Origin of the sequence: Sphaerisporangium aureirubrum, assembly GCF_042658925.1 — a bacterium.
Taxonomy (GTDB): domain Bacteria; phylum Actinomycetota; class Actinomycetes; order Streptosporangiales; family Streptosporangiaceae; genus Sphaerisporangium; species Sphaerisporangium aureirubrum.
In genome coordinates this window covers 1-22,570 of record NZ_JBHSRF010000048.1, presented here as the reverse complement: position 1 = coordinate 22,570, position 22,570 = coordinate 1, and the positions used below count along the sequence as shown (strand labels likewise).

General features: G+C 74.8%; 17 protein-coding genes. 5 read left to right on the top strand and 12 right to left on the bottom strand.

Annotation, left to right across the window (positions count from 1 at the left end; translation table 11 throughout):
- Nucleotides 1-116 precede the first annotated feature (116 nt).
- The 5 genes from ACFP1K_RS26480 to ACFP1K_RS26460 all read right to left on the bottom strand — a co-directional run bounded on the left by ACFP1K_RS26480 (nucleotide 117) and on the right by ACFP1K_RS26460 (nucleotide 7,338).
- Nucleotides 117-617 (bottom strand): hypothetical protein, encoded by a 501-nt coding sequence (locus ACFP1K_RS26480; RefSeq protein ID WP_380758101.1) that lies wholly within the window; start codon nucleotides 615-617, stop codon nucleotides 117-119.
- Nucleotides 618-671: 54 nt separating this feature from the next.
- Nucleotides 672-1,622, bottom strand: a complete 951-nt coding sequence (locus ACFP1K_RS26475; protein ID WP_380758099.1) for an AraC-like ligand-binding domain-containing protein — start codon at nucleotides 1,620-1,622, stop codon at nucleotides 672-674.
- A gap of 286 nt (nucleotides 1,623-1,908) precedes the next feature.
- Nucleotides 1,909-2,655, bottom strand: coding sequence for a polyprenol monophosphomannose synthase (locus ACFP1K_RS26470; RefSeq protein ID WP_380758186.1), 747 nt, complete (start codon nucleotides 2,653-2,655; stop codon nucleotides 1,909-1,911).
- The gene (gene lnt, locus ACFP1K_RS26465; protein WP_380758097.1) at nucleotides 2,655-4,319 is read right to left on the bottom strand and encodes an apolipoprotein N-acyltransferase; all 1,665 of its coding nucleotides are present in this window, start codon (nucleotides 4,317-4,319) and stop codon (nucleotides 2,655-2,657) included. Before lnt ends, ACFP1K_RS26470 begins: the two co-directional genes overlap by 1 nt.
- 625 nt (nucleotides 4,320-4,944) lie before the next feature.
- Entirely contained in the window at nucleotides 4,945-7,338 is a 2,394-nt protein-coding gene (locus tag ACFP1K_RS26460) for a HelD family protein (RefSeq protein WP_380758095.1), read from the bottom strand.
- A gap of 211 nt (nucleotides 7,339-7,549) precedes the next feature.
- On the opposite strand from ACFP1K_RS26460, the gene ACFP1K_RS26455 reads away from it, so the two are divergent.
- From ACFP1K_RS26455 to ACFP1K_RS26445, 3 genes are read left to right on the top strand one after another with little or no spacing between them, the layout of a single operon-like run.
- Nucleotides 7,550-8,788 (top strand): ROK family transcriptional regulator, encoded by a 1,239-nt coding sequence (locus ACFP1K_RS26455; protein ID WP_380758093.1) that lies wholly within the window; start codon nucleotides 7,550-7,552, stop codon nucleotides 8,786-8,788.
- The gene (locus tag ACFP1K_RS26450) at nucleotides 8,785-10,044 is read left to right on the top strand and encodes a family 4 glycosyl hydrolase (RefSeq protein WP_380758091.1); all 1,260 of its coding nucleotides are present in this window, start codon (nucleotides 8,785-8,787) and stop codon (nucleotides 10,042-10,044) included. Before ACFP1K_RS26455 ends, ACFP1K_RS26450 begins: the two co-directional genes overlap by 4 nt.
- The gene (locus tag ACFP1K_RS26445) at nucleotides 10,041-11,018 is read left to right on the top strand and encodes an N-acetylglucosamine kinase (protein ID WP_380758089.1); all 978 of its coding nucleotides are present in this window, start codon (nucleotides 10,041-10,043) and stop codon (nucleotides 11,016-11,018) included. Before ACFP1K_RS26450 ends, ACFP1K_RS26445 begins: the two co-directional genes overlap by 4 nt.
- 4 nt (nucleotides 11,019-11,022) lie before the next feature.
- Here ACFP1K_RS26445 and ACFP1K_RS26440 read toward each other — a convergent pair whose 3' ends face one another.
- From ACFP1K_RS26440 to ACFP1K_RS26430, 3 genes are all read right to left on the bottom strand, one after another.
- Nucleotides 11,023-11,478 (bottom strand): Lrp/AsnC family transcriptional regulator, encoded by a 456-nt coding sequence (locus ACFP1K_RS26440; protein WP_380758087.1) that lies wholly within the window; start codon nucleotides 11,476-11,478, stop codon nucleotides 11,023-11,025.
- A gap of 146 nt (nucleotides 11,479-11,624) precedes the next feature.
- A complete protein-coding gene (locus ACFP1K_RS26435) occupies nucleotides 11,625-13,130 on the bottom strand; it encodes a M28 family metallopeptidase (RefSeq protein ID WP_380758085.1) in 1,506 nt (501 codons plus the stop codon).
- Between the two features lie 164 nt (nucleotides 13,131-13,294).
- Nucleotides 13,295-14,236, bottom strand: a complete 942-nt coding sequence (locus ACFP1K_RS26430; RefSeq protein WP_380758083.1) for an SDR family NAD(P)-dependent oxidoreductase — start codon at nucleotides 14,234-14,236, stop codon at nucleotides 13,295-13,297.
- 144 nt (nucleotides 14,237-14,380) lie between these two features.
- Here ACFP1K_RS26430 and ACFP1K_RS26425 point away from each other — a divergent pair, with 144 nt between their 5' ends.
- Nucleotides 14,381-14,962 (top strand): TetR/AcrR family transcriptional regulator, encoded by a 582-nt coding sequence (locus ACFP1K_RS26425; RefSeq protein WP_380758081.1) that lies wholly within the window; start codon nucleotides 14,381-14,383, stop codon nucleotides 14,960-14,962.
- 8 nt (nucleotides 14,963-14,970) lie between these two features.
- Here ACFP1K_RS26425 and ACFP1K_RS26420 read toward each other — a convergent pair whose 3' ends face one another.
- The gene (locus ACFP1K_RS26420; protein WP_380758079.1) at nucleotides 14,971-16,362 is read right to left on the bottom strand and encodes a hypothetical protein; all 1,392 of its coding nucleotides are present in this window, start codon (nucleotides 16,360-16,362) and stop codon (nucleotides 14,971-14,973) included.
- A complete protein-coding gene (locus ACFP1K_RS26415) occupies nucleotides 16,359-17,081 on the bottom strand; it encodes a hypothetical protein (protein ID WP_380758077.1) in 723 nt (240 codons plus the stop codon). Before ACFP1K_RS26415 ends, ACFP1K_RS26420 begins: the two co-directional genes overlap by 4 nt.
- Nucleotides 17,082-17,355: 274 nt before the next feature.
- Here ACFP1K_RS26415 and ACFP1K_RS26410 point away from each other — a divergent pair, with 274 nt between their 5' ends.
- Nucleotides 17,356-20,268 carry a P-loop NTPase fold protein gene (locus ACFP1K_RS26410; protein WP_380758075.1) on the top strand — a complete coding sequence of 971 codons (2,913 nt, stop codon included), beginning with the start codon at nucleotides 17,356-17,358 and terminating at the stop codon, nucleotides 20,266-20,268.
- A 383-nt stretch (nucleotides 20,269-20,651) separates the two neighbouring features.
- Here the strand turns inward: ACFP1K_RS26410 and ACFP1K_RS26405 are convergent, their stop codons facing one another.
- Nucleotides 20,652-20,807, bottom strand: coding sequence for a hypothetical protein (locus ACFP1K_RS26405; protein WP_380758073.1), 156 nt, complete (start codon nucleotides 20,805-20,807; stop codon nucleotides 20,652-20,654).
- A 22-nt stretch (nucleotides 20,808-20,829) separates the two neighbouring features.
- A partial coding sequence (locus ACFP1K_RS26400; protein WP_380758071.1) for a LuxR C-terminal-related transcriptional regulator occupies nucleotides 20,830-22,570 on the bottom strand: 1,741 nt, incomplete at its 5' end.

The following is a 22,570-nucleotide window of genomic DNA, read 5'->3' as shown; positions in this document are numbered from 1 at the left end:
CCCCGGGCCCCCGGCGGCGGTGACACCGGCGGGACCGCCGGTCATCCGGCAAGGGTCCACGGCGCGGGCGTACCAGGCCCGCGCCGAGGGGCCTGGTACCGGACGAGCGCCGAGGGTCAGCAGGGGCCGCTCCATTTCACGGACGCCACGTTCCTCCAGATCGTCTTGCCGTATCCCCCGCCCGAACCCCGGTTGAACTTCAGTCCGGCGTTGGAGACGGAGTCGATGACCGTCGAGCGCGGGAGGCAATAGTAAGCACCGGTGTACCAAGTCCCCCAGTAGAGGCGGACGTAGTCACATCCGCCACACAGGTAACCGAAGTTGGCGACCCAGACATTGCGGTTCTTGCATGCCCCGAGGTCGGGGCTGTTTCCATCGTCGTAGCAATAGATGTTCTGATCGTCGGTGTCGACCTCCCAGATGCCGCTGTCCATCCTCGCGGAGGCCGCGCCGGCGGCCGTCGGCGCGAGGAGAGCGGTCGACATGATCACCAGCACGGCCAAGATCACTCGCAGGCTTCTCATTCCGTTTCCCGTCCTGAGCGAATCGACGCGCCACCGATTGGCGCGCTCTCCGGCCGGTGTGATCCGGACGGTACGAGGATCATGAATCTTCATGGCGCGGCCCATCATTGGCACCGCGCGCAGAGCCCTTGACCCCCGGCGCACTCTTCAGAGGTGCCCGCGGCGGTAGTCGCCGGGCGACACGCCGAACGCCTGCTTGAACGCCCGGCTGAACGCCGTCGGGTCCGGGAACCCCCAGCGGGCGCCGATGGCGTGCACCGGCCGCCCGGCGAGTTCCGGGTCGCGCAGGTCGCGGCGGCATCGCTCGAGGCGGCGTTCGCGGATCCACCCGGTGACGGTCATCCCCTGCTCGCGGAACAGCAGCTGCAGGTAGCGCACGGAGATGTTGTGCGCCGCGGCGACCACCGACGGCGACAGCGTCAGGTCGGGCAGCCGTTTCTCGATGAAGTCGAGGATCCTCGGCTGCAGCAGCCGCTGCCCGGCGTCGCGGACCGCGCCGTCCTCGCCGGCGTGACCGGCCAGCGCGACCACGACCAGATCGATGACCACGGTCGCGAGACGCCTTCCGTCGGCCGGGCCGTACGCCTCGGCGGAGCGCATCATCTGCCGGGCGGTGTTCACCATGAGCGCCCCGGTGCCCTGGCCGACCGGCAGGGGCCGCGCCATGACGGAGCCCATCGCCCACGACCTCGGCAGCTCCGACCGGGGCACCTCGACGATGAGGTGCTCCACCGGCCGCCGGTTGACGACCACCCCCGGCCGCGAGGTGTCGATCACCACGAAGTGACCGGTGCCGACGTCGGCCTCCCGGCCGAGGTGGCTGACCCCGAGCCTTCCGCGCAGCGGGATCGTCACGTACAGGCGGCCCGGGTCGGACCTCCGGATCAGCCGGATGGTGCGCGCCGCCCGCAGCGCCGGATAGGCCACGACGGAGATCTGCACCGCGCCGAGGTCGAGCACGCCGACCGCCGCGGTGAAGTCGTCCACGTCGTCGGTGGACACGACGGTGCCGATGAGCGCCTTGGACGTCATCTCGTGCCAGGCCGCGAAGCGCAGCTCGGGAGAGACCTCAGCGGTGTGGAAACGGGCCAGGAACACGGCCGCCCTCCCGCCCGGGAAGCGGCTCGCGTCCGGCCTGCCGTTGATCGGGGGGTGCCGGGTGGACGGCCGAGAATCGGTCGGTTGCCACGAGTCTCAGAGTAGACCCGAAAAGACGCCGATCCCAGTGAGGAAATCACCGCCGGAACGCTCGTCCCCCGTGGTCACGCCCGGCGGGAGCGGTGGCGGCGACATCGGCGCGGCGGCCGCCGCGGCCCTCGCCGCCCGCGGCCCGGCGGCCACGCCGGCGGGCCCTGGAGTCCGCCTCACCCGCTGTGTGCCGCGGTCAGCGGGAGCGGCGCCTCAGGCGGCGGGGCAGGCCTGCGACGCCCCATAAGGTGACGCGCCACAGGGCCTCGGCGACGATGGAGCGGCTCATCTTGCTGGCGCCCACGGTGCGGTCGACGAAGGTGATGGGCACCTCGGTGACGCGCAGGTCGTTGCGGATGGTGCGCAGGGTGAGGTCGACCTGGAAGCAGTAGCCCTCGGACTGCACGTCGCTCAGGCCGATCTTCTCCAGGGTGGAGGCGCGGTAGGCGCGGAAGCCCGCGGTGGTGTCGCGGACCGGCACGCCGAGGACGATCCGGGCGTAGGTGTTGGCGCCGCGGGACAGGAACTCACGGCTGAAGGGCCAGTTGACCACCTTGCCGCCGCGGACCCAGCGTGAGCCGATCACCAGGTCGGCGCCCCCGGCCAGCGCGTCCAGCAGGGCGGGCAGCTGCTCGGGGCTGTGCGAGCCGTCGGCGTCCATCTCGACCAGCACGTCGAAGCCCTCGGCCAGGCCCCAGCCGAACCCGGCGATGTAGGCGGCGCCGAGGCCCTGCTTGGCCGGGCGGTGCAGGACGTGCACGTGGTCGTCGGCGGCGGCCAGCTCGTCGGCCACGTCGCCGGTGCCGTCGGGACTGCTGTCGTCGGCGATCAGCAGGTGCGCCTCGGGGACCGCGGCGCGCAGCCGCGCGGCGATCACCGGGAGGTTCTCCCGCTCGTTGTAGGTGGGCACGATGACGAGCACCCGTCCGAGGGTCCGGTCCATCACCTGTCCTCTCCTCCGATGGTGTCCTTGGGGCGCGGCGCGCGGCGCCGGGCCAGTGCGACGGCGACGGCGGCGGCGCCGGCCAGCAGCAGGGCCCACTCCGGCAGCGGCCCGAGGCGGGTCGCCAGGGTCTCGCCGGTGCGGACCGGGACGTCGAGCACCGCCTTGGCGGTGACCTTCTCGGCGCTGCGCCAGCGGATCTCCCCCGAGGGGTCGACGAAGGCCGAGATTCCGGTGGTGGCGGCGGTGACCACCGCGCGGTCGTGTTCCACCGCCCGCAGCTGCGACATCGCGAGCTGCTGCGGCGGCAGGCCGGTGAGGGCGTAGGTGGCGTTGTTGGTCTGCACGACCAGCGGCGTGCCGCCCGCCTGGACGGTGCTGCGCACCATGTCGTCGAAGGCGACCTCGTAGCACTCCACCGCGCCGACGGTGACCGGGCCCATGGGCAGGGCCCCGACCCGGTCGCCGGCCAGCGACTGCAGCCCGACCAGCTGCACCCGCGAGATGAACTTCTCCAGGATCTCCTTGAACGGGACGTACTCCCCGAACGGCACGAGTTTCCGCTTGTCGTAGTAGGCGCCGGGGCCGGTCGCCGGGTCCCACACGATGCCCCGGGTGTGGCGGTGCTCGCCGTCGGGGGTGACCACCACGGCGCCGACCAGCACCGGCACGCCGATGTCGCGCACGGCCGCGTCGATGGTCTGGCGGGCCTCGGCGCTGCGGTAGGGGTCGATGTCGGTGGAGTTCTCCGGCCAGACCACGATGTCGGGGCGCGGCATCCGCCCGGCCCGCACCTCCTGCGCCATCTCGTGGGTGACGCGGGCGTGGTTGCCGAGCACGACGGCGGGCTGATCGCCGAGGAAGCCCATGCCCTCGCCGGGCACGTCCCCCTGCACCACGCCCACCCGGACGACGCGGCCCGCCTCGGCGCCCGGCCGGGGCACGGCGAACCCGAGCAGCGGGACGGCCAGCGCGCCCGCCAGCAGCAGGGCGGCCGGGCGCAGCACGCCCGGCGCCGGGCCGGGACGGCCCGGGGCGGCCTCGGAGCCGGGATCGGCGCCGAGGGCGTCGGGGGCGCCGGTGCGCGGGCGGGCGAGCCGTGCGGCGGCCAGGGCCAGCAGGGCGCCGCACAGGGCGACGGCGAAGGTGACCAGGGGGGCGCCGCCGAGGGCCGCGTACGGCGTGAACGGGGACTCGCCCTGGGAGAAGGCCAGGCGGACCCAGGGGAAGCCGCCGACGGGGAACCGGCCGCGCGCCCACTCCTGGGCCACCCACAGGGCCGCCACCCACAGCGGCGACCAGCGCAGCCGGGTCACCAGGGCCGTCCCGGCCGAGGCGGCGGCGAAGAACAGGCACTCGACGGCGACGAGGATCAGCCAGGCGTCGTACCCGATGGGCCGCACCCACGCCAGCGCGGGCAGCAGGAAGGCCGCGCCGCCGAGGTAGCCGACCCACGCGGCCCGCCGTGCGGTCGCGCCGCGCGCGGCGAAGGTGAGCAGTGCGACGCCGGCCGGTGCGAGGAACCAGAAATCGATCGGGGGGAATGAAAGATACAGCAGCAGACCACCCGCCACGGCGGCCGCGGGGCGGTGGGCATGGCGCGGCGCGGCGGCGGCGACGGCCGGGGCCGGCGGGTCATCGTGCTGCACCGTTGGCTGGGCCACGTGGCCTTCGTTCTCTTCTCGCGGGTCGGCGGAGACTGACCAACGAACGCTACCGTCCGCGCGCGCGGGCTCCAACCGCCGGGCGATTCGCGGCGCGCCTTCCGGCGCGCCCCGGCCGCGCCCGGCGGGGACGCCCGGGAAGCGGCCGGGCACGCATGGTGATCCCTGGGTCTCCCCGGTGCCTGGGGAACCAGGGATCACGCCGCGAGGTGCGGCACGGGACGGGAAGAGGGCCCGGACGACCCTTCGGACCGGATCCGTCCCGTCGGCGGCGAGCGCGGAATTCCGTTGTCTACTGGGTGTCCGGGCCCTTCCCGGGTCCAACCCCCCATCCGGCTGGGGTGCCCCGACTCGACGGACCGACGGCGCTGCGACTGGCTGAGCGAACGGAGTCGTGCTCCGTCATGCCGCAGAACCCGACGATGTCTGTAGACGGCCAACCGGCAGTCCCGTGCTGGACTGTCCAGCAAATTACCGACCTCAGCTCAGATGTCAACCGTGTCCCGATCAGCGGGAACACCAAGTTTTCGCAGCTAGGACAGGAGACGTGAGTGCCGTCAATGCCGTCATGTGGACCGATGTCCCCCGGCCGGACGGCGCCGGACCGGCCGGTCGCTTGGTGGGTTCAGTCGGCCGGCCGGCTCGCGGGAAGCTCGGCGCAGCGGGAGAGAACGGCCGGCAGGGCTCCCGTGTGGGCGACGCCGAGCGCCCCGGTGGCCCGGGTCAGCGCCACGTAAAGGTCCCCGGCACCGCGTGGCGACCCGCTGAGGATCGCGGCGGGCTCTGCCACGATCACGGTGTCGAACTCCAGACCCTTGGCCTCGGTGACGGTGAGCACCACGACCGGGGCCTCCAGCGAGCCCGCGCCGGGCCCGGCCACCGCGCCGGGCACCGCGGCGGTGACCAGCGCGCCCAGGCGGGCCGCCTGCGCGGCGGGCACGATGACGGCGAGCCGCCCGCCGGGCACCAGCTGCCCGGCCACCAGCTCGCCCAGCTCGCCGGGCCCGTCCAGGCGGCGCGCCCACGGCCGTACGCCGGTCTCGCGCACCGAGCGGGGGGCGCGCAGCGACGGCCCGACCAGGGTGAGCACGTCGGCGGCGACCGCCATCAGCTCGGTGGGCGTGCGGTAGTTGACGGTGAGGGTCTCCACCCGCCAGCGCCCCGCGGCGTGCGGGTCGAGCATCCCGGCCCACGAGGCGGCCCCGGCGGCCGTGCCGGTCTGGGCGATGTCGCCGACCACGGTCATCGAGCGGTTGGGGCTGCGGCGCATCAGCATGCGCCAGGCCATGGCCGAGAGCTCCTGCGCCTCGTCCACGATGATGTGGCCGTAGGCCCAGGTGCGGTCGGCGGCGGCCCGCTCGGCGGTGGTCAGGTGGCTGCCGTCGTCGCGGTGGCGGGCGGCCAGCCGCTCGGCGTCCACCATGCCGCCCATGCCGGTCAGCTCCAGCACCTCGCGGGCGTAGGCGATCTCCGACTGCCGTTCGGCCTCCTCGGCGCGGCGGGCGGCGGCGAGGTCCTCCTCGGCCTGCATGGCGGCGGCGCGCAGCACGGCGGGGTCGATGTCGCCGAGCAGCTCGGCGGCCTCGTCCAGCAGCGGCACGTCGGCCTCGGTCCAGTGGCCGCCGCCGCGCGGCGGGTCGCGGAACAGGACGTCCTGCTCGGCCGGGGACAGCCCGGCGTAGGCCATGCGCTCGCGGGAGGAGAACAGGCCGATCAGCAGCCGCTGCGGGGTGAGGTAGGGCCACAGGCGGTTCAGCGCCGACTTGACCGCGGGCTCGGTGCGGAGGTCCTCGCGCAGGTCGGCGAGCTCCTCCTCGTCCAGCAGGCCGCGGCCGAGCTGCTTGGCGGCCTGCTTGGCCAGCGTGCCGAGGATGTGGCGCACGAACACCGCGCGGGCCTGGTTGTGCGGGCGGCGGCCCCGGGAGGCACGGGACGCGGCGGCCTCGAAGGCGCGCCGGTCCAGCCGCAGGGTGTAGGCGCCGAGGTCGATGTCGACCGGCTGGCGCGGCATGCGCTGGCGGTCGCGCACGGCCTTGGCGACCACGTCCGCCATGCGGGCCGAGCCCTTGAGCACGGCAGCCTCGGCACTCTCGGACGCGCGGGCGGTGACGCCGGGGTACAGGTCGGCGACGGTGGACAGCAGCACGTCGGTCTCACCGAGGGAGGGCAGGACCTGCTCGATGTAGCGCAGGAACGTGGGGTTGGGCCCGAGGAGCAGGATGCCGCGGCGGGCCAGGCGGTCGCGGTGGGTGTACAGCAGGTATGCCGCGCGGTGCAGCGCGACCACGGTCTTGCCGGTCCCGGGGCCGCCCTGCACCACCAGGACGCCGTTCAGGTCGCTGCGGATGATGCGGTCCTGCTCGGCCTGGATGGTGGCGACGATGTCGCGCATCCGCCCGGTGCGCTTCTCGCCGAGCGCGGCCAGCAGGGCGGCCTCGCCGTTGAGGGTGGCGCGGTCGGCCTCGGTGAGGTCGTCCAGGTCGAACAGGTCGTCGTCCACGCCGATGACGCGCCGGTCGCGGGTGCGCAGGTGGCGGCGGCGGGTGACGCCCATGGGGCTGGCGGGGGTGGCGCGGTAGAACGGCTGGGCCACCGGGGCGCGCCAGTCGATGAGCAGGCGGGCCTGTTCGTCGTCGGCCATGCCGATGCGCCCGATGTACAGGGGTTTCTCGCCGGTGAGGTCCAGGCGGCCGAAGCACAGGCCGTTCTCGACCGCCCACAGCCGCGACAGCCTCTCGGCGTACATCCCGGCGAACGAGTCGCGCTCGGAGCGGTTCTGGTGGGTGCCCCCGCCGCCCTGGGCCAGCACGCCGTCCAGCTGCGCGCGGGTGCGCTCACGCAGCAGGTCGAGCCGCTGGTAGAGCCGGGTGAGATACCGCTGCTCCTTGCCGAGTTCGAGTTGACGGGCAGGCGGTGCCTCGTTATTATCGGTAGTAATGGGATGCTCCGGGCCTATGTTGCGATTGCTGCGTCTGCGTTCAATGTGGCGAGAGCTTTCAGAATAGCAGATCGGGCCCATATCGCTCCTGCTGTACGCCGTCCTCCGGGGCGGCGTTCTCGCGTTTCCGGGCCCTTCGCGTCGGTCGTCCGAACCTACCTCGCGACCGCGCCCGGCGCGGCGCCTCCCCGCTCGCGCGCCGCGCGCCACGGGGCGGTACGGTACACGTTGGTTAGGAAACCTTCCTAACCAACGTGACCTGCGCGCCAGGCGCGCCGACGAGGCGGGGACGATGACCATGAGCACCCGGCCGGGGACGCCCAGCCTGCTGCGCGCCATCAACGACCGTGCGGCGCTGCGCGTCCTGCTGGACCACGGCCCGCTGACCCGCCCCGAGCTCGGCGCCCTCACCGGCCTGTCCAAGCCCACCGCCTCCCAGATGCTGTCCCGGCTGCGCGACGCGGGGCTGGTGGTGCCGCACGGGATGCGCGAGGGCCTGCCCGGCCGGACCGCCGAGCTGTACCGGGTCAACCCCTCGGCCGCCCACGTCGCCGTCCTCGACGTCACCCCGGCCCGCATCGCCTCCGCCGCCGCCGACATCACCGGCGCCGTGCTGGGCACGCACACCCTCCCCACGCCGGGCCGCGCCGCCGGGAACGTCGTGGAGCGGGTGCGCGCCGCCGTGGCCGGGGCCTGCGCGGAGGCGGGGATCGAGCCCGCCGCGCTGCACCGCGTCGTCATCGGCATCCAGGGCGCCGTCGACCCGGCCACCGCCAGGCTCGGCTACGCCGCGCACATCCCCGGCTGGCACGTCCCCGACCTGGTCGCGACGCTGAGCGCCGGGCTCGGCGTGCCGGTGGAGGTGGAGAACGACGTCAACCTGGTCGCGCTGGCCGAACAATCCCACGGCGCCGCCAAGGGCCACCCCGACTTCGTGCTGCTGTGGGCGGCCGGCGGCATCGGCGCGGCGCTGGTGCTCGGCGGGCGGCTGCACCGCGGCGCCACCGGCGGCGCCGGCGAGGTCGGCTACATGCCCATTGCGGGCGCCCCCACCGCGCGGGAGACCGGCAAACGCGGCGACCACGGTTTCCAGTCGCTGGCCGGCGGGCCCGCCGTGCTCAAGCTGCTGCGCTCCCACGGGCTGCGCGGCGGCGACCCCGCCCGCGCCGTGCGCGCCGCGGTGCGCGAGGCCGGGCACGGCGGGCCCCGGGCCGCCGGGGCCGAGGCGGCGCTGGACGAGCTGGCGGCGCGGCTGGCCGTCGGGCTGGCGCCGATCGTCGCGGTGGCCGACCCCGGGCTCGTGGTGCTGACCGGCGCCACGCTGCTCGCCGGCGGCGACACCCTCACCGCGCGGGTGGAACGCGAACTGCACAGACTCACCCTGTCCCGCCCGCCGGTGCGGCTGTCCGCCGTCACCGGCGACCCGGTGCTCACCGGGGCGCTCGGCCTGGCCCTCACCACCACCAGGGACGAGGTGTTCGGCGCGGCCCACCCCTCCGTCCACGACACACCGAAGGGAACCACCCGATGAGACTGGCCGTGGTCGGCGGCGGCTCGACGTACACCCCGGAGCTGATCGACGGGTTCGCCCGCCTGCGCGCCGAGCTGCCACTGTCGGAGATCACCCTGATCGACCCCGACGAGCGGCGGCTGTCGCTGGTGTCGGCGATGGCCGCCCGCATGCTGGCCCGCGCCGGTCACCCGGCCACGGTGCGCACCGCCACCACGATCGAGGAGGGCGCGGCGGGCGCCGCCGCCGTGCTGCTGCAGCTGCGGATCGGCGGCCAGGCCGCGCGGGCGGTGGACGAGACGCTGCCGCTGGCCTGCGGCTGCGTCGGGCAGGAGACCACCGGGGCCGGCGGGCTGGCCAAGGCGCTGCGCACCGTCCCCGTCGTGCTGGACATCGCCGAACGGGTCGCGAAGGTCGCGCCGGAGGCGTGGCTCGTCGACTTCACCAACCCGGTGGGCATCGTCACCCGGGCGCTGCTGAACGCCGGGCACCGCGCGATCGGGCTGTGCAACGTGGCGATCGGCTTCCAGCGGCGCTTCGCCGCCGCCCTCGGCGCCGACCCCGGCCGGATCTCCCTCGCCCACGTGGGGCTCAACCATCTGACCTGGGAACGGGCCGTGTACCTGGACGGCACCGACGTGCTGCCCCGGCTGCTGGACGAGCACGGCGAGCGCATCGCCCGCGACGTCGGGCTGCCCGTCGCGCTGATCCGCAGGCTCGGCGTGGTGCCGTCGTACTACCTGCGGTTCTTCTACGAGCACGACGCCGTGGTGGCCGAGCAGCGGGTCAAGCCGACCCGGGCCGCCGAGGTGGCGGCGCTGGAGGAGTCGCTGCTCGCCATGTACGCCGACCCGGCGGTGGACACCAAGCCCGAACTGCTCGGGCGGCGCGGCGGCGCGTTCTACTCCGAGGCCGCGGTGGCGCTCGTCGCCTCCCTGGCCGGCGACCGCGGCGACACCCAGGTGGTCAACCTGCGCAACGACGGCACCCTGCCGTTCCTGCCCGCCGACGCCGTGATCGAGGTGCCCGCCCGGATCGGGGCCGCCGGCGCCGCCGCGCTGCCCGTCGACCCGGTGCCGCCGCTGTACGCCGGGCTGATCGCGCACGTCACCGCGTACGAGGACCTGGCGCTCCAGGCCGCGCTGCACGGCGGGACCGACCGGGTCGCCGACGCGCTGCTGGCCCACCCGCTGGTCGGGCAGGCGTCGGTGTCGGCGGAGCTGGCGGACCGGCTGATCGACGCCAACCGGCCGTTCCTGCCCTGGGCGGCCCGATGAGGACACTGCTCGCCGTCGACGGCGGCAACAGCAAAACCGCCGTGGCGCTGGTCGCCGAGGACGGCACCGTGCTCGCCACCGGGACCGGCGGGGGGTTCCGGCCGCAGACCGAGGGCGTGCCCGCGGCGATCGACGTCCTGCTGGACGCGGTGCGGCGGGCGCTCGGGCCGGACATCCGGCCGCCGTTCGCCGACCACGTCGCGGCGTACCTCGCCGGGGCCGACCTGCCGGTGGAGGAGGAGGAACTGCGCGCGGAGATCCTGCGCCGGGGATACGGCCGCACGGCGGTGGTCGGCAACGACACCTTCGCGCTGCTGCGCGCCGGGGCCGGCAGGCCGTACGGGGCGGCGGTGGTGTGCGGGGCCGGGATCAACGCGGTCGCGGTCTCCCCCGGCGGGCAGACGGCCCGCTACCCCGCGCTCGGGCGCTTCAGCGGCGACTGGGGCGGCGGGCTCGGGCTCGGCGAGGAGGTGCTGTGGCACGCGGTGCGCGCCGAGGACGGGCGGGGGCCCGCGACGGCGCTGCTGGACGTGGTGCGCGAGGTTTTCGGGACCCGCACGGCCGAGGAGGTCGTGCTCGGGCTGCACTTCCGGTCGCTGGCCTGGGGCAGGCTGAACGAGCTGGTGCCGCCGCTGCTGGCCACGGCCGCCGCCGGGGACCCGGCGGCGCGGGCCCTGGTGGAGCGGCAGGCCGAGGAGGTCGCGGTGATGGGGGTGGCCGCGCTGCGGCGGCTCGGGATGCTGGGGTCGCCGTGCGAGGTGGTGCTGGGCGGGGGCGTACTGGCCGCGCGGGATCCCCTGCTGACGCGGCTGGTCGAGGAGAGGTACGCAGCGGCGGCTCCGCTGGCGACGCTGGTGGTGGCGGCCGATCCGCCGATCGTGGGGGCGGTGCTGCTCGGGCTGGAGCAGCTCGGCGCCGCGGAAGGGGCGGAGGGCCGGGTGCGCGCGGCGTTCGCCTCGCCCCCGGCGGCCTGAGCCGTCAGGCGGGGCCGGTGCCGAGTTCGGGGGTGCGGTGCTCGAAGGGGGTGCTCAGCACGATGGTGGTGCGGGTGGAGACGTTGGCGGCGGCGCGGATCCGCTGCAGCAGGTGTTCCAGGGCGAGCGGGGACTCCACGCGGACCTTGAGGATGTAGCTCTCGTCGCCCGCCACGCTGTGGCAGGCCTCGACGGCCGAGAGGTCCTGGAGGCGCTCGGGGGCGTCGTCCGCGGCGGACGGGTCGATCGGCTTGATGGACACGAAGGCGGTGAGCGGCAGGCCGATCGCGTTGTGGTCGATGAGGGCCGCGTAGCCGCGGATCACCCCGCGCTTCTCCAGCCGGCGCACCCGCTGATGGACGGCGGACACCGACAGCCCCGTCTCCTTGGCCAGATCGGTGAAGCTCATGCGCCCGTCCGCCGCGAGCAACGTCACGATTCGGCGATCGATCTCCTCCACCTCGCCAACGGTAGCCGCCTATCGCTCGCTTTCGGGCTGCAAGTGGTCACGGCATGGTCCCAACCCGCCCCGCCCCGTCACCGGCACGCCACCACCGGGCGGCGGGGACGGGACGGGGGCGCCCCCGTCCCGTCCCCGCGGCCGGGCTAGCGGGTGACGCGGACGTCGTCGACGCCGGCCTCCAGGAGGCTGGCGGTCGAGGCGTCTGCGGTGTCGACCACGATGCGGACGGTCTGGCCGGCCAGCGAGGAGATGTCGGCCGAGGAGCTGGACCATGCGCCGTCGCGGTTGGCGGCGGCGCCCGCCTGGTTGAGGACGGTCACGGTGCTCGTGCCCACCACGCGGACCCGCAGGTAGTCGGCGCTGGAGGAGTTGCTGCCGTGGGCGAGGTACCAGGACAGGGCGACGCGCAGGCTGCCGGTGGGGAGGGTGATCGGCGGGGACTGGATGGTGGTGACGCCGCCGTCCACGTCGAAGTCGCCCGCGGCCGTGCCGGCGAGCCGCCCGGTGACCAGGTCGTTGCTCCCGCTGACGGTGGTCCCGAGCTGCTTGGTGCCGCTGGAGGTGGTGGCCTCGGGGTCGCCGCGCTCCCACTGGCCGGTGGTGGCGGTGTCCGTGCCGGCGGGGTTGACGGTCCAACCGTTGGCGGCCTCGAAGGTGTCCTGCCACACCACCACGGGCGGCGGGGTCGCGGCGATGGTCCACACCGAGTACGCGATGGCGTCGGCGTTGCGGTTCAGCGCGGTGTCGCTGATGTTGGCGGTGGTGTCGCAGGCACGGTGGTAGCACACGTCGAACGCCTGCCCGGCGGTGCCGCCCCACAGCGTGGCCTGGGCGCTGGTCTTGACGCCCTCGGCCCCGGTGAACGTCCCGCCCGCCGGGATGCCGCGCGAGATGAACGGCCCGTAGTCGGAGCGCCCGTCGAAGTCGGTGCCCCGGGTCGGCACGCCGATGGAGGCGAAGTAGTCCGCCAGCACCCGCTCCAGCTCGGCGGACCCGGCCGGGCCGGGGCCCGAGCCGACGCCGTCGGAGTTGTCGCCGTCGTAGAGGAAGTAGCCCGGGTTGGGCGAGCCCACCATGTCGAAGTTCAGGTACCCCTTGATCTTGGCCCGCTCGGTGGCGGCGAGGTTGCTCACGTAGAACGTGGAGCCGCGCAGCCCCAGCTCCTCGGCGCCCCACCAGGCGAACCGCAGGTGCTTGGTCGGCGCCAGCGACTGGCGCGACACCTCCAGCGCGGTCTCCAGGATCGAGGCGCTGCCCGAGCCGTTGTCGTTGATGCCCGGCCCCGCGGTCACGCTGTCCAGGTGCGCGCCCACCATGAGGACGTCGTTGGGGTCGCCGCCCGGCCAGTCGGCGATGACGTTGTAGCCGGTGGCGCCGTTGTAGGTGAACGACTGCAGCGCGGTGGTGTAGCCGGCGGAGTCCAGCAGCCCTTTGACGTAGTTGGCGGAGGCGAGGTAACCGGGACGCCCGTGCGCCCGGTTGCCGCCGTTGGCGGTGGCGATGCTCTGCAACTGGGTCAGGTGCGCCTTGACGTTGGCCAGCGAGATGTCCGGCGGCGCGAACGCGGCGGCGGGGGCCGACACGCCCGGCAGACCGGCCACCAGGGCCAGAGCGAACGCCGAGACGAGCGTGATCAGACGTGATCTCATGCCAGTCCTCTGGGGGTGGGAGGGGCTGCCTTGCTCAGCGGGGTCCGCCGTACCCCGGCTCATCTTGCAAGGAACTTAACCCGGCATGTGTCACTCGCCTAGACCCACCTCCCGCCGGGGCGTCGTCCCCTCCCGTGAGGGGGACGACGCCCCGGGACCGGCGGTCAGCCGGCGAGGGTGTCGACGGAGACCTGCCAGAGCAGGGTGGCGGCCTCGGGGTCGAGGGCGTAGGAGGCGACGCCGCGGCGGGTGCCGGGCCTGTGGAGCCCGGCCTCCTCGCAGTCCTCGAAGTAGCGGCCGCCGACGCCGTCCACCAGGGGGGAGGTGGCGACGAGCACGGAGGTCGCGGCGCCCTGTTCCGGGGTCTTCCAGTTGGGGACGGCGCTGCCGCCGGAGGCGGCGCGCAGGCGTTCGAGTTCCTCGTCGGTGACGTAGCGCTGGAGGTTGGTGCGGATGGCGCCGGGCATCAGGGAGTTGACGGTGACGCCGTCGCCGGCCCAGCGGCGGGTGGCCTCGACGGCGAACAGCACGTTGGCCGTCTTGGACTGGCCGTACGCGAGCCAGGGCTCGTAGGCGCGCTCGCGGAAGTGGATGTCGTCGAACACCACCGGGGAGCGCAGGTGGGCGGCGGAGCTCACCGACACCACGCGGGCGCCGCCGGCGGCGGCCAGGTGGGGGTGCAGGCCGGTGGTCAGGGCGAAGTGACCGAGGTGGTTGGTGGCGAACTGCAGCTCCCAGCCCTGCGGGGTGCGCATCTCGGGCGAGGCCATGATGCCGGCGTTGTTGACCAGGATGTGCAGCGGGCCCTCCCAGGCGGCGGCGAACGCCGCGACCGAGGCCTGGTCGGCGAGGTCCAGCGGGGCGACCAGGACCTGCTTGTTGCCGGTGGTCGCGATGATGTCGTCGGCGGTGCGCTCCCCCGCCGCGGGGTCGCGCACGGCCAGGGTCACCTCGGCGCCGGCCGAGGCGAGGGCGCGGGCCGTCTCGACCCCGATGCCGGACGCGCCGCCGGTGACGACGGCCCGGCGGCCGGTGAGATCCACGCCCTCCACCACCTCGGCGGCGGTGGACTGGGCGGTGAACGGAGTGGTGATGCGTGCGGTCACGATCTTTCCCGTCTTTCTCGGCGATACGGTCGCGGGACAGGTAAGCTGTTTAAGCGGAGGATCCTCCGGATGTCTTCCACCTTAAGCGGAGCTTCCTCCGTTTAGCAAGTCGTCCCGTACCGGCCCTTCCGAAGGAGACCCCCCATGACGGCCACCGGCTCCCGGCCGCTGCGCGCCGACGCCCGGCGCAACCGCGATCGGCTCCTGGACGCCGCCGTGCGCGCGTTCTCCCAGGACGGGGCGGGGGTCACGCTGGACGCCATCGCCAAGGACGCGGGTGTGGGCATCGGCACGCTGTACCGCCACTTTCCCACCCGTGAGGCGCTCATCGAGGAGGCGTACCGCAACGAGCTGGCCCGGCTGTGCGACTCGGTGCCCGAGCTGCTGCGCACCCTGCCCGCCGACAAGGCGACCCGCACCTGGATGGACCACTTCGTGGACTACATGGCGACCAAGCGCGGCATGGCGGGCGCCCTGCGCGCCGTCATCGCCTCCGGCGGCAACCCCTACGCGGAGAGCCGCGACCGCCTGCTCACCGCCATCGGCACCCTGCTGCAGGCGGGTGCCGCCGGCGGCACCATCCGCTCCGACGTCGACCCCGCCGACGTCCTGGTCGGCCTCAGCGGCGTCACCCTCACCACCGGCGAGCCCGCCAAGCGCGACCAGGCCGGCCGCCTGCTCGACCTGCTGATGGACGGCCTGCGCTACCGCCCCCCGGCGGGCTGACCCGCGCCTCAGCGGCCTCCGGTGTCGCGGCGCGCGGCGCCCGGTCCCCGGGCCGCGCCCGGGGCGTCGCGAGCTCCGCCTTCGAGGCGTTCCACCCGCGCCGCCAGCTCCGCCACCTGGGCGCCCAGCACGGAGATGAGGGACTGGTGGCGGCGGAGGTCGCCCAGGAAGTCGGGGCCGGCGGCGCCCTCCAGGCGCCGGTCGTAGTGGTGGGCGTTCGAGGGGGGCGTGTCCGTGCCGATCAGGTCCTGGACCATGGACGGCGTCACCGGCTCGTCGTGCTTGGCGGCCCGCTCGTAGGCCTGGTGGCACAGCCGGATGAACCACCGGGGGTTGCCGCCGGTCCGCTCCACCAGATGCCCGACACCGGCGTCGGTGAACGGCCCCGGCCCGCCCATCGCCAGTTTCAGGTACGCGGCGGCGTTCCGCGCGGTGAACGGCGTGGGGCGGATCACCGAGCCCATGCGCTCGGCCACCTGCGCCGGGAGCAGGCGGAACGCGGCCGGGCGGCCGATGAGCACCAGCAGCGACCCGGTGGAGATGTACACCTCCATGAGCCGCCCGAGGGCCTGGGCCTTGATCGGCACGGCCTCCGGCGGGCCGGTGAGCAGGCCGTCGAACTCGTCGATCAGCAGCGCGACCGGGCGGTCCCGCGCCGCCAGCACCGTGGTGACCGCGCGCAGCGCGTCGACGGCGGCGGCCTCGGTGTCCAGCGCGTGCGTCACCCCGCGCTCGGCCAGGGCGGCGCCCGGCGGCGCGCCGTTCACCCAGTCCAGCACCAGGCGCTTGAACTCCGGCCGCATGTACAGCGCCAGCGCGGCGCCGAAGGCGGGGTTCCCGGTGACCGCGGTCAGCCTCCTGCGCAGCTCCTCCAGCAGGCCGACCCGCACCAGGCCGTGCCGGAGCACCACGCCCTGCGGGCTCAGCCTGCCCTGCCGCAGCCCCGCGACGACGTCCTCCGCGGCGGGCGACCCCGCCAGCGAGTCCGCCACGACACCGGCGTAGAAGCCCTGCGCGCAGTCGCTCAGCGCGATGGGGTCCACCCGCTCGACGAGCCGCCGGTAGACGTCCAGGAAGGAGTTCCCCATCCCGTCCACGTGCACCAGGTGCACCGGGGAGCCGCCGTCCGCCAGCAAGCCGTGGCACAGGAGCTTCGCCAGGTGGGTCTTGCCGCTGCCGTTCTCGCCGCACAGCGCGAGGACGTTCCCCGCTCCCGGGAAGGCCCGGCCGTCGGCCGACATCGAGCGCAGGAACTTCTCCGCGTGGTCGCGCACGGTCTCGCACGCCGGGGTGAGGACGGTCCTCGGCGGGTCTCCGTACGGGGACAGCGTCTCCACCGGGATCACCGGGAAGGGGTTGCGCTCCCCGCCCCGCCGGGAGCCGTCGCCCCAGAGGCTCATCGCGCGTTCTCCGGGCGCCAGTACGCCACGAAGTCGCTGTACTCCACGGTCGGCCTGGACTCGGCGACCGCCCTCTCGAACAGCTCGTAGAACACCGTCTGCACCTGCCGCACGGTGCTCAGGTGCGGCGCCGCGCGCAGGATGGCGTCCAGCGTCTCGTCGCTGATCCGCGGCCCGGCGCCCGGCGGGAGCCCGGCGAGCCGCTCGTGCAGGAAACGCCGCACGTCGTCGCCGCGTACCCGCCCCATGCGAAGGTGCAGCGCGTGCCCGTCGTAGGGGTGCGGCAGCGCCTCCCCCGCCCTCTCGACCTCCGGGTAGGAGCTCTCCAGGAAGAAGACCAGCCCCGGCGCGGTGAACCGCGCGTACTCCAGCAGCTCCGCCGGCAGCTCGCACGCCGGGAGCAGGACGACGGCGAGCCGCCGCTTCTCCAGCATCGTGCGCCCGAGGGCCTGATACCCGCTGAGCGGGTCGTCCTCGTGGTCGTGCGGCAGCCCCTGGGACGCGGCCGGGAGGAACGTGACCAGCCGGTGGAAGGTGAGCCGTATCCGCTCCCTGGTGGAGAGCTCCGCCGCCTCGGCCCCCCGCAGGTCGACCGCCGTGGCCTCCCACCCGCTCTCCCGCACCGCCTGCACCAGCCAATGCGCGCACCGGTTGACGAGCGAACTCTTCCCCGACCCGGATTCACCGGTGACCAGCACCAGCCGCCCCCGGTCGGCCACCGTGTCCGGCGGGCTGAATTCACGGGTGAACCTGGTGAATTGGGCCCCTGAATCCCCGATATCGACATACAGTCCTAATTCCTCGGGACTGCGCCTGGGAGACAACGGCATATGATCGGCGAGATCCCGGCCGCGCAGCGCGAATGGATTGACGCTCATCTGACCACGGCCTTTCTCGGAACCTGCCGCCTGCTTCAGGAACACATGCCGTCAATGGCCCTCGGCACATAGTGTCACAGGCGGTGCCCGACGACCCCAGCGGAGCCGGAAGAGCATGACCGAGAAAGCGCACTCGACCACGTCGAACGTGGTCGCCTTCGACCCGGCCGGCGAATTCCTGGTCGTCGGCCACGGCACCGGCGCCGGGCTGTGGAATCCCGCCTCCGGGCGGAGGCTGGCCGATCTTCCCGGCCGCGAGGGGACCGTCACGGCGGTCGCCTGCGGCGGCTGGACGGTGGCGGTCGCCACCGACGCCGGGGAGATCCACGTGTGGGACACCCGCACGATGGAACGGCGCGACCTCGGCACCGGGCACCGGGGACCCGTGTGGTCGGTCGCCGTCGATCCCCTCGGGCGGTACGTGGCCAGCGGCGGCGACGACGGCACGGTACGCCTGTGGGAGACGGGAACGGATACGGAACCGCGGCCGGAGGCGGAGGGGCCGCGGCCGGAGGCGGAGGGGCCGCGGCCGGAGGCGGAGGGGCCGCGGTCGGAGGCGGAGGGGCCGCGGTCGGAGGCGGAGGGGCCGCGGAGCCGCTGGGTCTCCACCGGCCATCAGGGGCCGGTCTGGTCGGTGGCCTTCGGCCCGGACGGGCGGCTCGTGGCCGGGGGCGGCGACGACGGCACCATCCGGCTGCACAACGCCGTCACCGGCGAGCAGGAGGCCACGCAGCCGCCCCGGCAGCCCGTCTCGGTGCTGTCGGTCGCGTTCTCCCCCGACGGCACGACACTGGCCGCCGCCCTGGAGGACGGGAACGTCCTGCTGTCCGGCACGGAGACCGGGATCGCGCAGATGTGGGTGCACGCGTCCGTGTCGCCGGTCTGGTCGGTGGCGTTCGGTCCCGACCGGCGGTTCCTGGTCAGCGGGGGCGACGACCGCGTGATCCGGCTCTGGGACGCCGTCACCGGCCGGCAGGTCAAGGTCATGTCCGGGCACACCGGGCCGGTCCGGTCGGTGGCCTTCGCCCCGGACGGCGTCACGATCGCGAGCGGCGGCGAGGACGTCCGCCTGTGGAGCACCGAGGACGAGGGACAGGTCACCCTCCTGGCCTCCGGCGGGCTCACCGACCCGGACCGGCTGCCCGGGTACGACAGCGACCTGCCGAGCGAGGACGACCTGCTCGGCCTCAGGGACGAGCTCATGCCGCTGGCGATGCTGGCCGCGGCGGCCGACCTCAGCCCGCCGCTCGCCGTCGCGCTGATCGGCGAGTGGGGCATCGGCAAGTCCAGCGCGATGCTGCAGATGAAGAAGTACGTCGCCGGGCTCGCGGCGGAGGCGGCGCGCGATCCTGAGGGCAGCGCGTTCGCGTCCAGCGTCAGGCAGGTCTGGTTCAACGCCTGGCACTACAGCGACGACCACATCTGGCCCGGCATCGTGGAGCATCTGTTCGCGAGCCTGCGGGAGGACTCCGCCGAGCCGCGGGACGCCGTCCCGGAGGACGGGGCGCGCAGCCGCCGGGATCTGCGCACGCGGCTGACCGAGTGCGAGGCGCTCGACGAACGGCTGTCGGAGCGGCTCGGCGCGGTGGACCGCGCAGACGACCCGCCGGGGGTGTTCGCCGCGCTCGGATCGCCGGTCACGCTGGCACGCACCCTGTTCACCGGCGCCCGGCAGATCCTCGCCGACGCGCGGATCGGCTGGCGCCTGCTGGTGGCCTGGGGGGTGCTGGCCGCCGCCGGGTACGCCGCGTGGCTCGCCGCGCGGCCGGTGCTCGCGGCGCTGACGCCCGTGGTGGCCGTGCTGCTGGCCCCGGCCGCCGTGGTGGCGCGGCGGCTCGCCGACTGGCACCGCAGCGGCCTGGGGCTCGCCGGATGGCACCGGACCATGCTGGACGAGCGGCGGCGGGCGGTGCGGTCGCGGATGGCGCGGCTGCGGGAGGAACTCGCGGTCGCCGACGCGGCGGCGCGGCTGGAGGACTTCCTGGCCGGGATCGAGGCCGGCGGGACGTACCGGCCCTACCGGGGCCTGGTGGGGCAGGTGCACCACGACCTGGCCCGGATCTCCGCGGAGCTGGAGGCCTCGCACCGGCAGTGGCGCGAGGGCGGCGCGCGGGGGGCGCCGCCGCTGGAGCGGATCGTCCTGTACATCGACGACCTTGACCGCTGCCATCCCAAGCTGGTGGTGGAGGTGCTCGCGGCCATCCACCTGCTGATCGCGCTGCCGCTGTTCGTGGTGGTCGTCGGGGTCGACTCCGGGTGGCTGGTGCGGTCGGTCGAGCGGCACCTGGACGAGCTGATGCGCGACGAGGACGGGGGCCGGGCGGTGTCCCCGGCCGACTACCTGGACAAGATCTTCCAGATCCCGTTCCGGCTGTCCCCGCCGAGCGGCGAGCAGGCGGCCTCGTACGTCCGCCGTCTCCTCCCCGCCGAGGCCGCGTGGCGGGCCTCCGGCGCGAGGCCGGCCGGGGACGACGCCGTCGCGGAGGCGGCGGAGCGTCCCGCCGCCTCCGCGCCTCCCCCGGTCGAGGGCCGCGGCGGGGCGCAGCCGGACGAGGCCGCCGCCCTGCCGGAGGAGGTCTTCCGCGTGCGCCCCGAGGGGCTCCGGCTGACGGGCGGGGAGACGGCGTTCCTGGGGGTGCTCGCCGGGCTGCTGGGCAACCCGCGCAAGGTGAAGAAGCTGATCAACCTGTACCGCCTGGTCCGGGTGAGCGTGCGCCCTCAGGACCTGCCGGACTTCATGGCAGGCCCCTACCGCGCCGTCCAGGTCCTGCTGCTCCTGCTGGTAGGCGTCCCCGAGCAGGCCGCCGCGATCTTCAACCGCATCCTCACCGCCCCCGGCGGCGACATGACCGCGATACTGACCCCACCACCCGTGAACGCCCCTTCCGGCACCCCCGCCCCACGACGACAGGCGTTCCTGACCGGCCTGCTCGACCTCCTGAAGGACGGCCCGGCCCCCATCGAGGTCTCCGCCTACCGCCCCTGGTGCGCCCACCTCCGCCGCTACAGCTTCCACGATCCCGGCTGACCCTCCTTTCCGACGCCGCCACGAACGGAGGCGGCGCCGGTCCCGGAAAGCCGATGGGACGGCGTACGCCGCCCCCCGCCGTACGCGAAGGTGGGTCCCAGCGACGGGCCACTTGTGGCCGCACGCAGTGGCCGCACGCAGTGGCCGCACGCAGCGGCCGCACGCAGCGGCCGCACGCAGCGGCCGCACGCAGCGGCCGCACGCAGCGGCCGCACGCAGCGGCCGCACGCAGCGGCCGCACGCAGCGGCCGTACGCAGCGGCCGTACGCAGCGGCCGTACGCAGTGGGCGCCCACCCTCGTGGGGTGCGGGCTTCGGTGGCGGCTCGTGGTGCCCGCCGCCACAGGTCGGGGGCGGGCGTCGTGTGTGGTGCCGGGGCCGGGGTCAGGAGTCGCCGTTTCTGAGGCGTTTCAGTAGGCCGCGGCGGCGGGGGGCGCGGGTGGGGGCGGAGCCGGGGGCGGTGTCGGCCGGGGTGGTGGGGACCTGGCCCCAGCGGGCGCGGATCATCCATTCGATGGAGGAGTGGAGGCCTGATGTCATATCTCTTCCCTTCTTGGCCCCGTCAGGGGCCGTCTTTGGAGGGGTGGAGGAATAGGCCGCGGAGGGCGGCCAGTTCGGAGCGGTCGCCGATGCCGAGCTTGCGGTAGGTCCGCTGCAGGTGGTTCTCCACGGTGCGGACGGACAGGACGAAGTGGGCGCTGATCTCGCGGCTGGACATGCCGTCGGCGGCCAAGGCGGCGATCTGCAGTTCCCTGCGGGTCAGGTGCGGCCGTTCCAGCGCGTCCAGCGCGGGGGTGCGGGCGCCGGTCCGGGCGGCGAGCCGCAGAGCGCGGGCCGCGGCGGCGCAGGACGCCGCCAGGTCGCCGGCCGCGCGGCGGCGCCCGGCCTCCTCGGCGGCCGCCTCGGCCGCCAGCAGCGGGCTTCCCATCTGTTCCAGGACGGCCGAGCACGCTCCGAGGGCCGCCCCGTCGCCCGCCAGCACGGCCTCGGCGTGCGCCGCGTACAGCCGGACGGCGCTCTGGTCGCCGGACGCGGCGGCGAGTTCCGCCAGCCGGCGGCGCGCGCGGGACGCGGCCTCCGGTCGGGGCGGGGTGACGGCGGTGGCGGTGCGGGTGGTGTCGTGCAGGGCCAGGGCCTCCAGGGCGGGGGCGCCGGAGGCGCGGGCCAGGGTGGCGGCGGTCTCGGCGATCGCGGGGGCCTGGGGGGAGCCCTGGGCGGCGGCGGTCCAGGAGCGGGACAGTTCGGCCCAGGGGTGCAGGAGGCGCAGGGTGGGCTGGGACAGGTGGTCGGACTCGGTCAGGGAGGCGGTGGCGGCGGCGGGGTCGCCGGTCAGGGCCTGGGCGTGGGCGAGGCGGGCCAGCAGGACGGAGCGCAGGGCGCGGTCGTGGCGGTCGCGGGTGATGGCGATGCCCTCGCGGCAGCGGTTCGCCTGCTCGTGCACGTCGCCGCGGGCGCCGGCGGCGAGGGCCCGGGACAGGCAGGCCCAGGCGATGGCGAACTGGCAGCGCCGGGCCACCGCCCGGTCGTAGGCGTCCGCGGCGCGGGCCTCCGCCTCGGCGAAGCGCCCGGCGAGCAGGCAGGCGTGCACCGCGCCGACCCCGATGAGCACCTCGACCCAGGGCAGCTCGGCGTCCCACGGCAGGCTCAGCTCGTCCGCCTCCCGCAGCGCGGCGAGCCCGTCGTCCACGTCCCCGAGGAACGCCAGCGCCAGCGCGCGGGCGGTCTCGGCGACGCAGCGGGCACGCGAGTCGCGGGGAACCCCCTCGGCGGCCTCCCCCGCCAGCCGCAGCCCTTCCGCGCAGCGCCCGCCGAAGACCGTGAACACGGCCCGCAGCGCCTCCAGCTCCCCCCGCGTCCGAGGCGAGGCCACGTCCCGCAGCGCCGCGCACAACACGGCCCGCGCCTCGGCCTCCCGCCCGAGCCCGAAGTACAGATTGAACGCCCGCGCCCCCGCCGCCCTCGCCCACTCCTCGCCTCCGGCGAGCGTGCTCGCCGGAGCGGCTCCGGGCCCGGCGTCCCCCGCCGCGCCGGACGAGCGCCGGGCGCGGACGGGGGCGGTGAGGCGGGACCGTTCGGAGTCGGCGTCCCCCGCCGGGCCGGTCGAGGGCCGGAGGCGGGTGAGACGGGACCGTTCGGATCCGGCGTCCCCTGCCGCGCCGGTGGAGGGCCGGAGGGGGGCGGGTGCGGTGGGGCGGGACCATTCGGAGTCGGCGTCCCCTGCCGCGCCGGGCGAGCGCCGAAGATGGGCAGGGGTGGTGGGGCGGGACCATTCGGATTCGGTGTCCCCCGGTGGGCCGGGCGAG

Bases quoted from the DNA above. Each gene is read 5' to 3' on its own strand.
- ACFP1K_RS26480 (WP_380758101.1), bottom strand. From the start codon at position 617: ATGAAGATTCATGATCCTCGTACCGTCCGGATCACACCGGCCGGAGAG.
- ACFP1K_RS26470 (WP_380758186.1), bottom strand. From the start codon at position 2,655: ATGGACCGGACCCTCGGACGGGTGCTCGTCATCGTGCCCACCTACAAC.
- ACFP1K_RS26460 (WP_380758095.1), bottom strand. From the start codon at position 7,338: ATGGGCCCGATCTGCTATTCTGAAAGCTCTCGCCACATTGAACGCAGA.
- ACFP1K_RS26455 (WP_380758093.1), top strand. From the start codon at position 7,550: ATGACCATGAGCACCCGGCCGGGGACGCCCAGCCTGCTGCGCGCCATC.
- ACFP1K_RS26450 (WP_380758091.1), top strand. From the start codon at position 8,785: ATGAGACTGGCCGTGGTCGGCGGCGGCTCGACGTACACCCCGGAGCTG.
- ACFP1K_RS26445 (WP_380758089.1), top strand. From the start codon at position 10,041: ATGAGGACACTGCTCGCCGTCGACGGCGGCAACAGCAAAACCGCCGTG.
- ACFP1K_RS26435 (WP_380758085.1), bottom strand. From the start codon at position 13,130: ATGAGATCACGTCTGATCACGCTCGTCTCGGCGTTCGCTCTGGCCCTG.
- ACFP1K_RS26425 (WP_380758081.1), top strand. From the start codon at position 14,381: ATGACGGCCACCGGCTCCCGGCCGCTGCGCGCCGACGCCCGGCGCAAC.
- ACFP1K_RS26420 (WP_380758079.1), bottom strand. From the start codon at position 16,362: ATGAGCCTCTGGGGCGACGGCTCCCGGCGGGGCGGGGAGCGCAACCCC.
- ACFP1K_RS26410 (WP_380758075.1), top strand. From the start codon at position 17,356: ATGACCGAGAAAGCGCACTCGACCACGTCGAACGTGGTCGCCTTCGAC.
- ACFP1K_RS26405 (WP_380758073.1), bottom strand. From the start codon at position 20,807: ATGACATCAGGCCTCCACTCCTCCATCGAATGGATGATCCGCGCCCGC.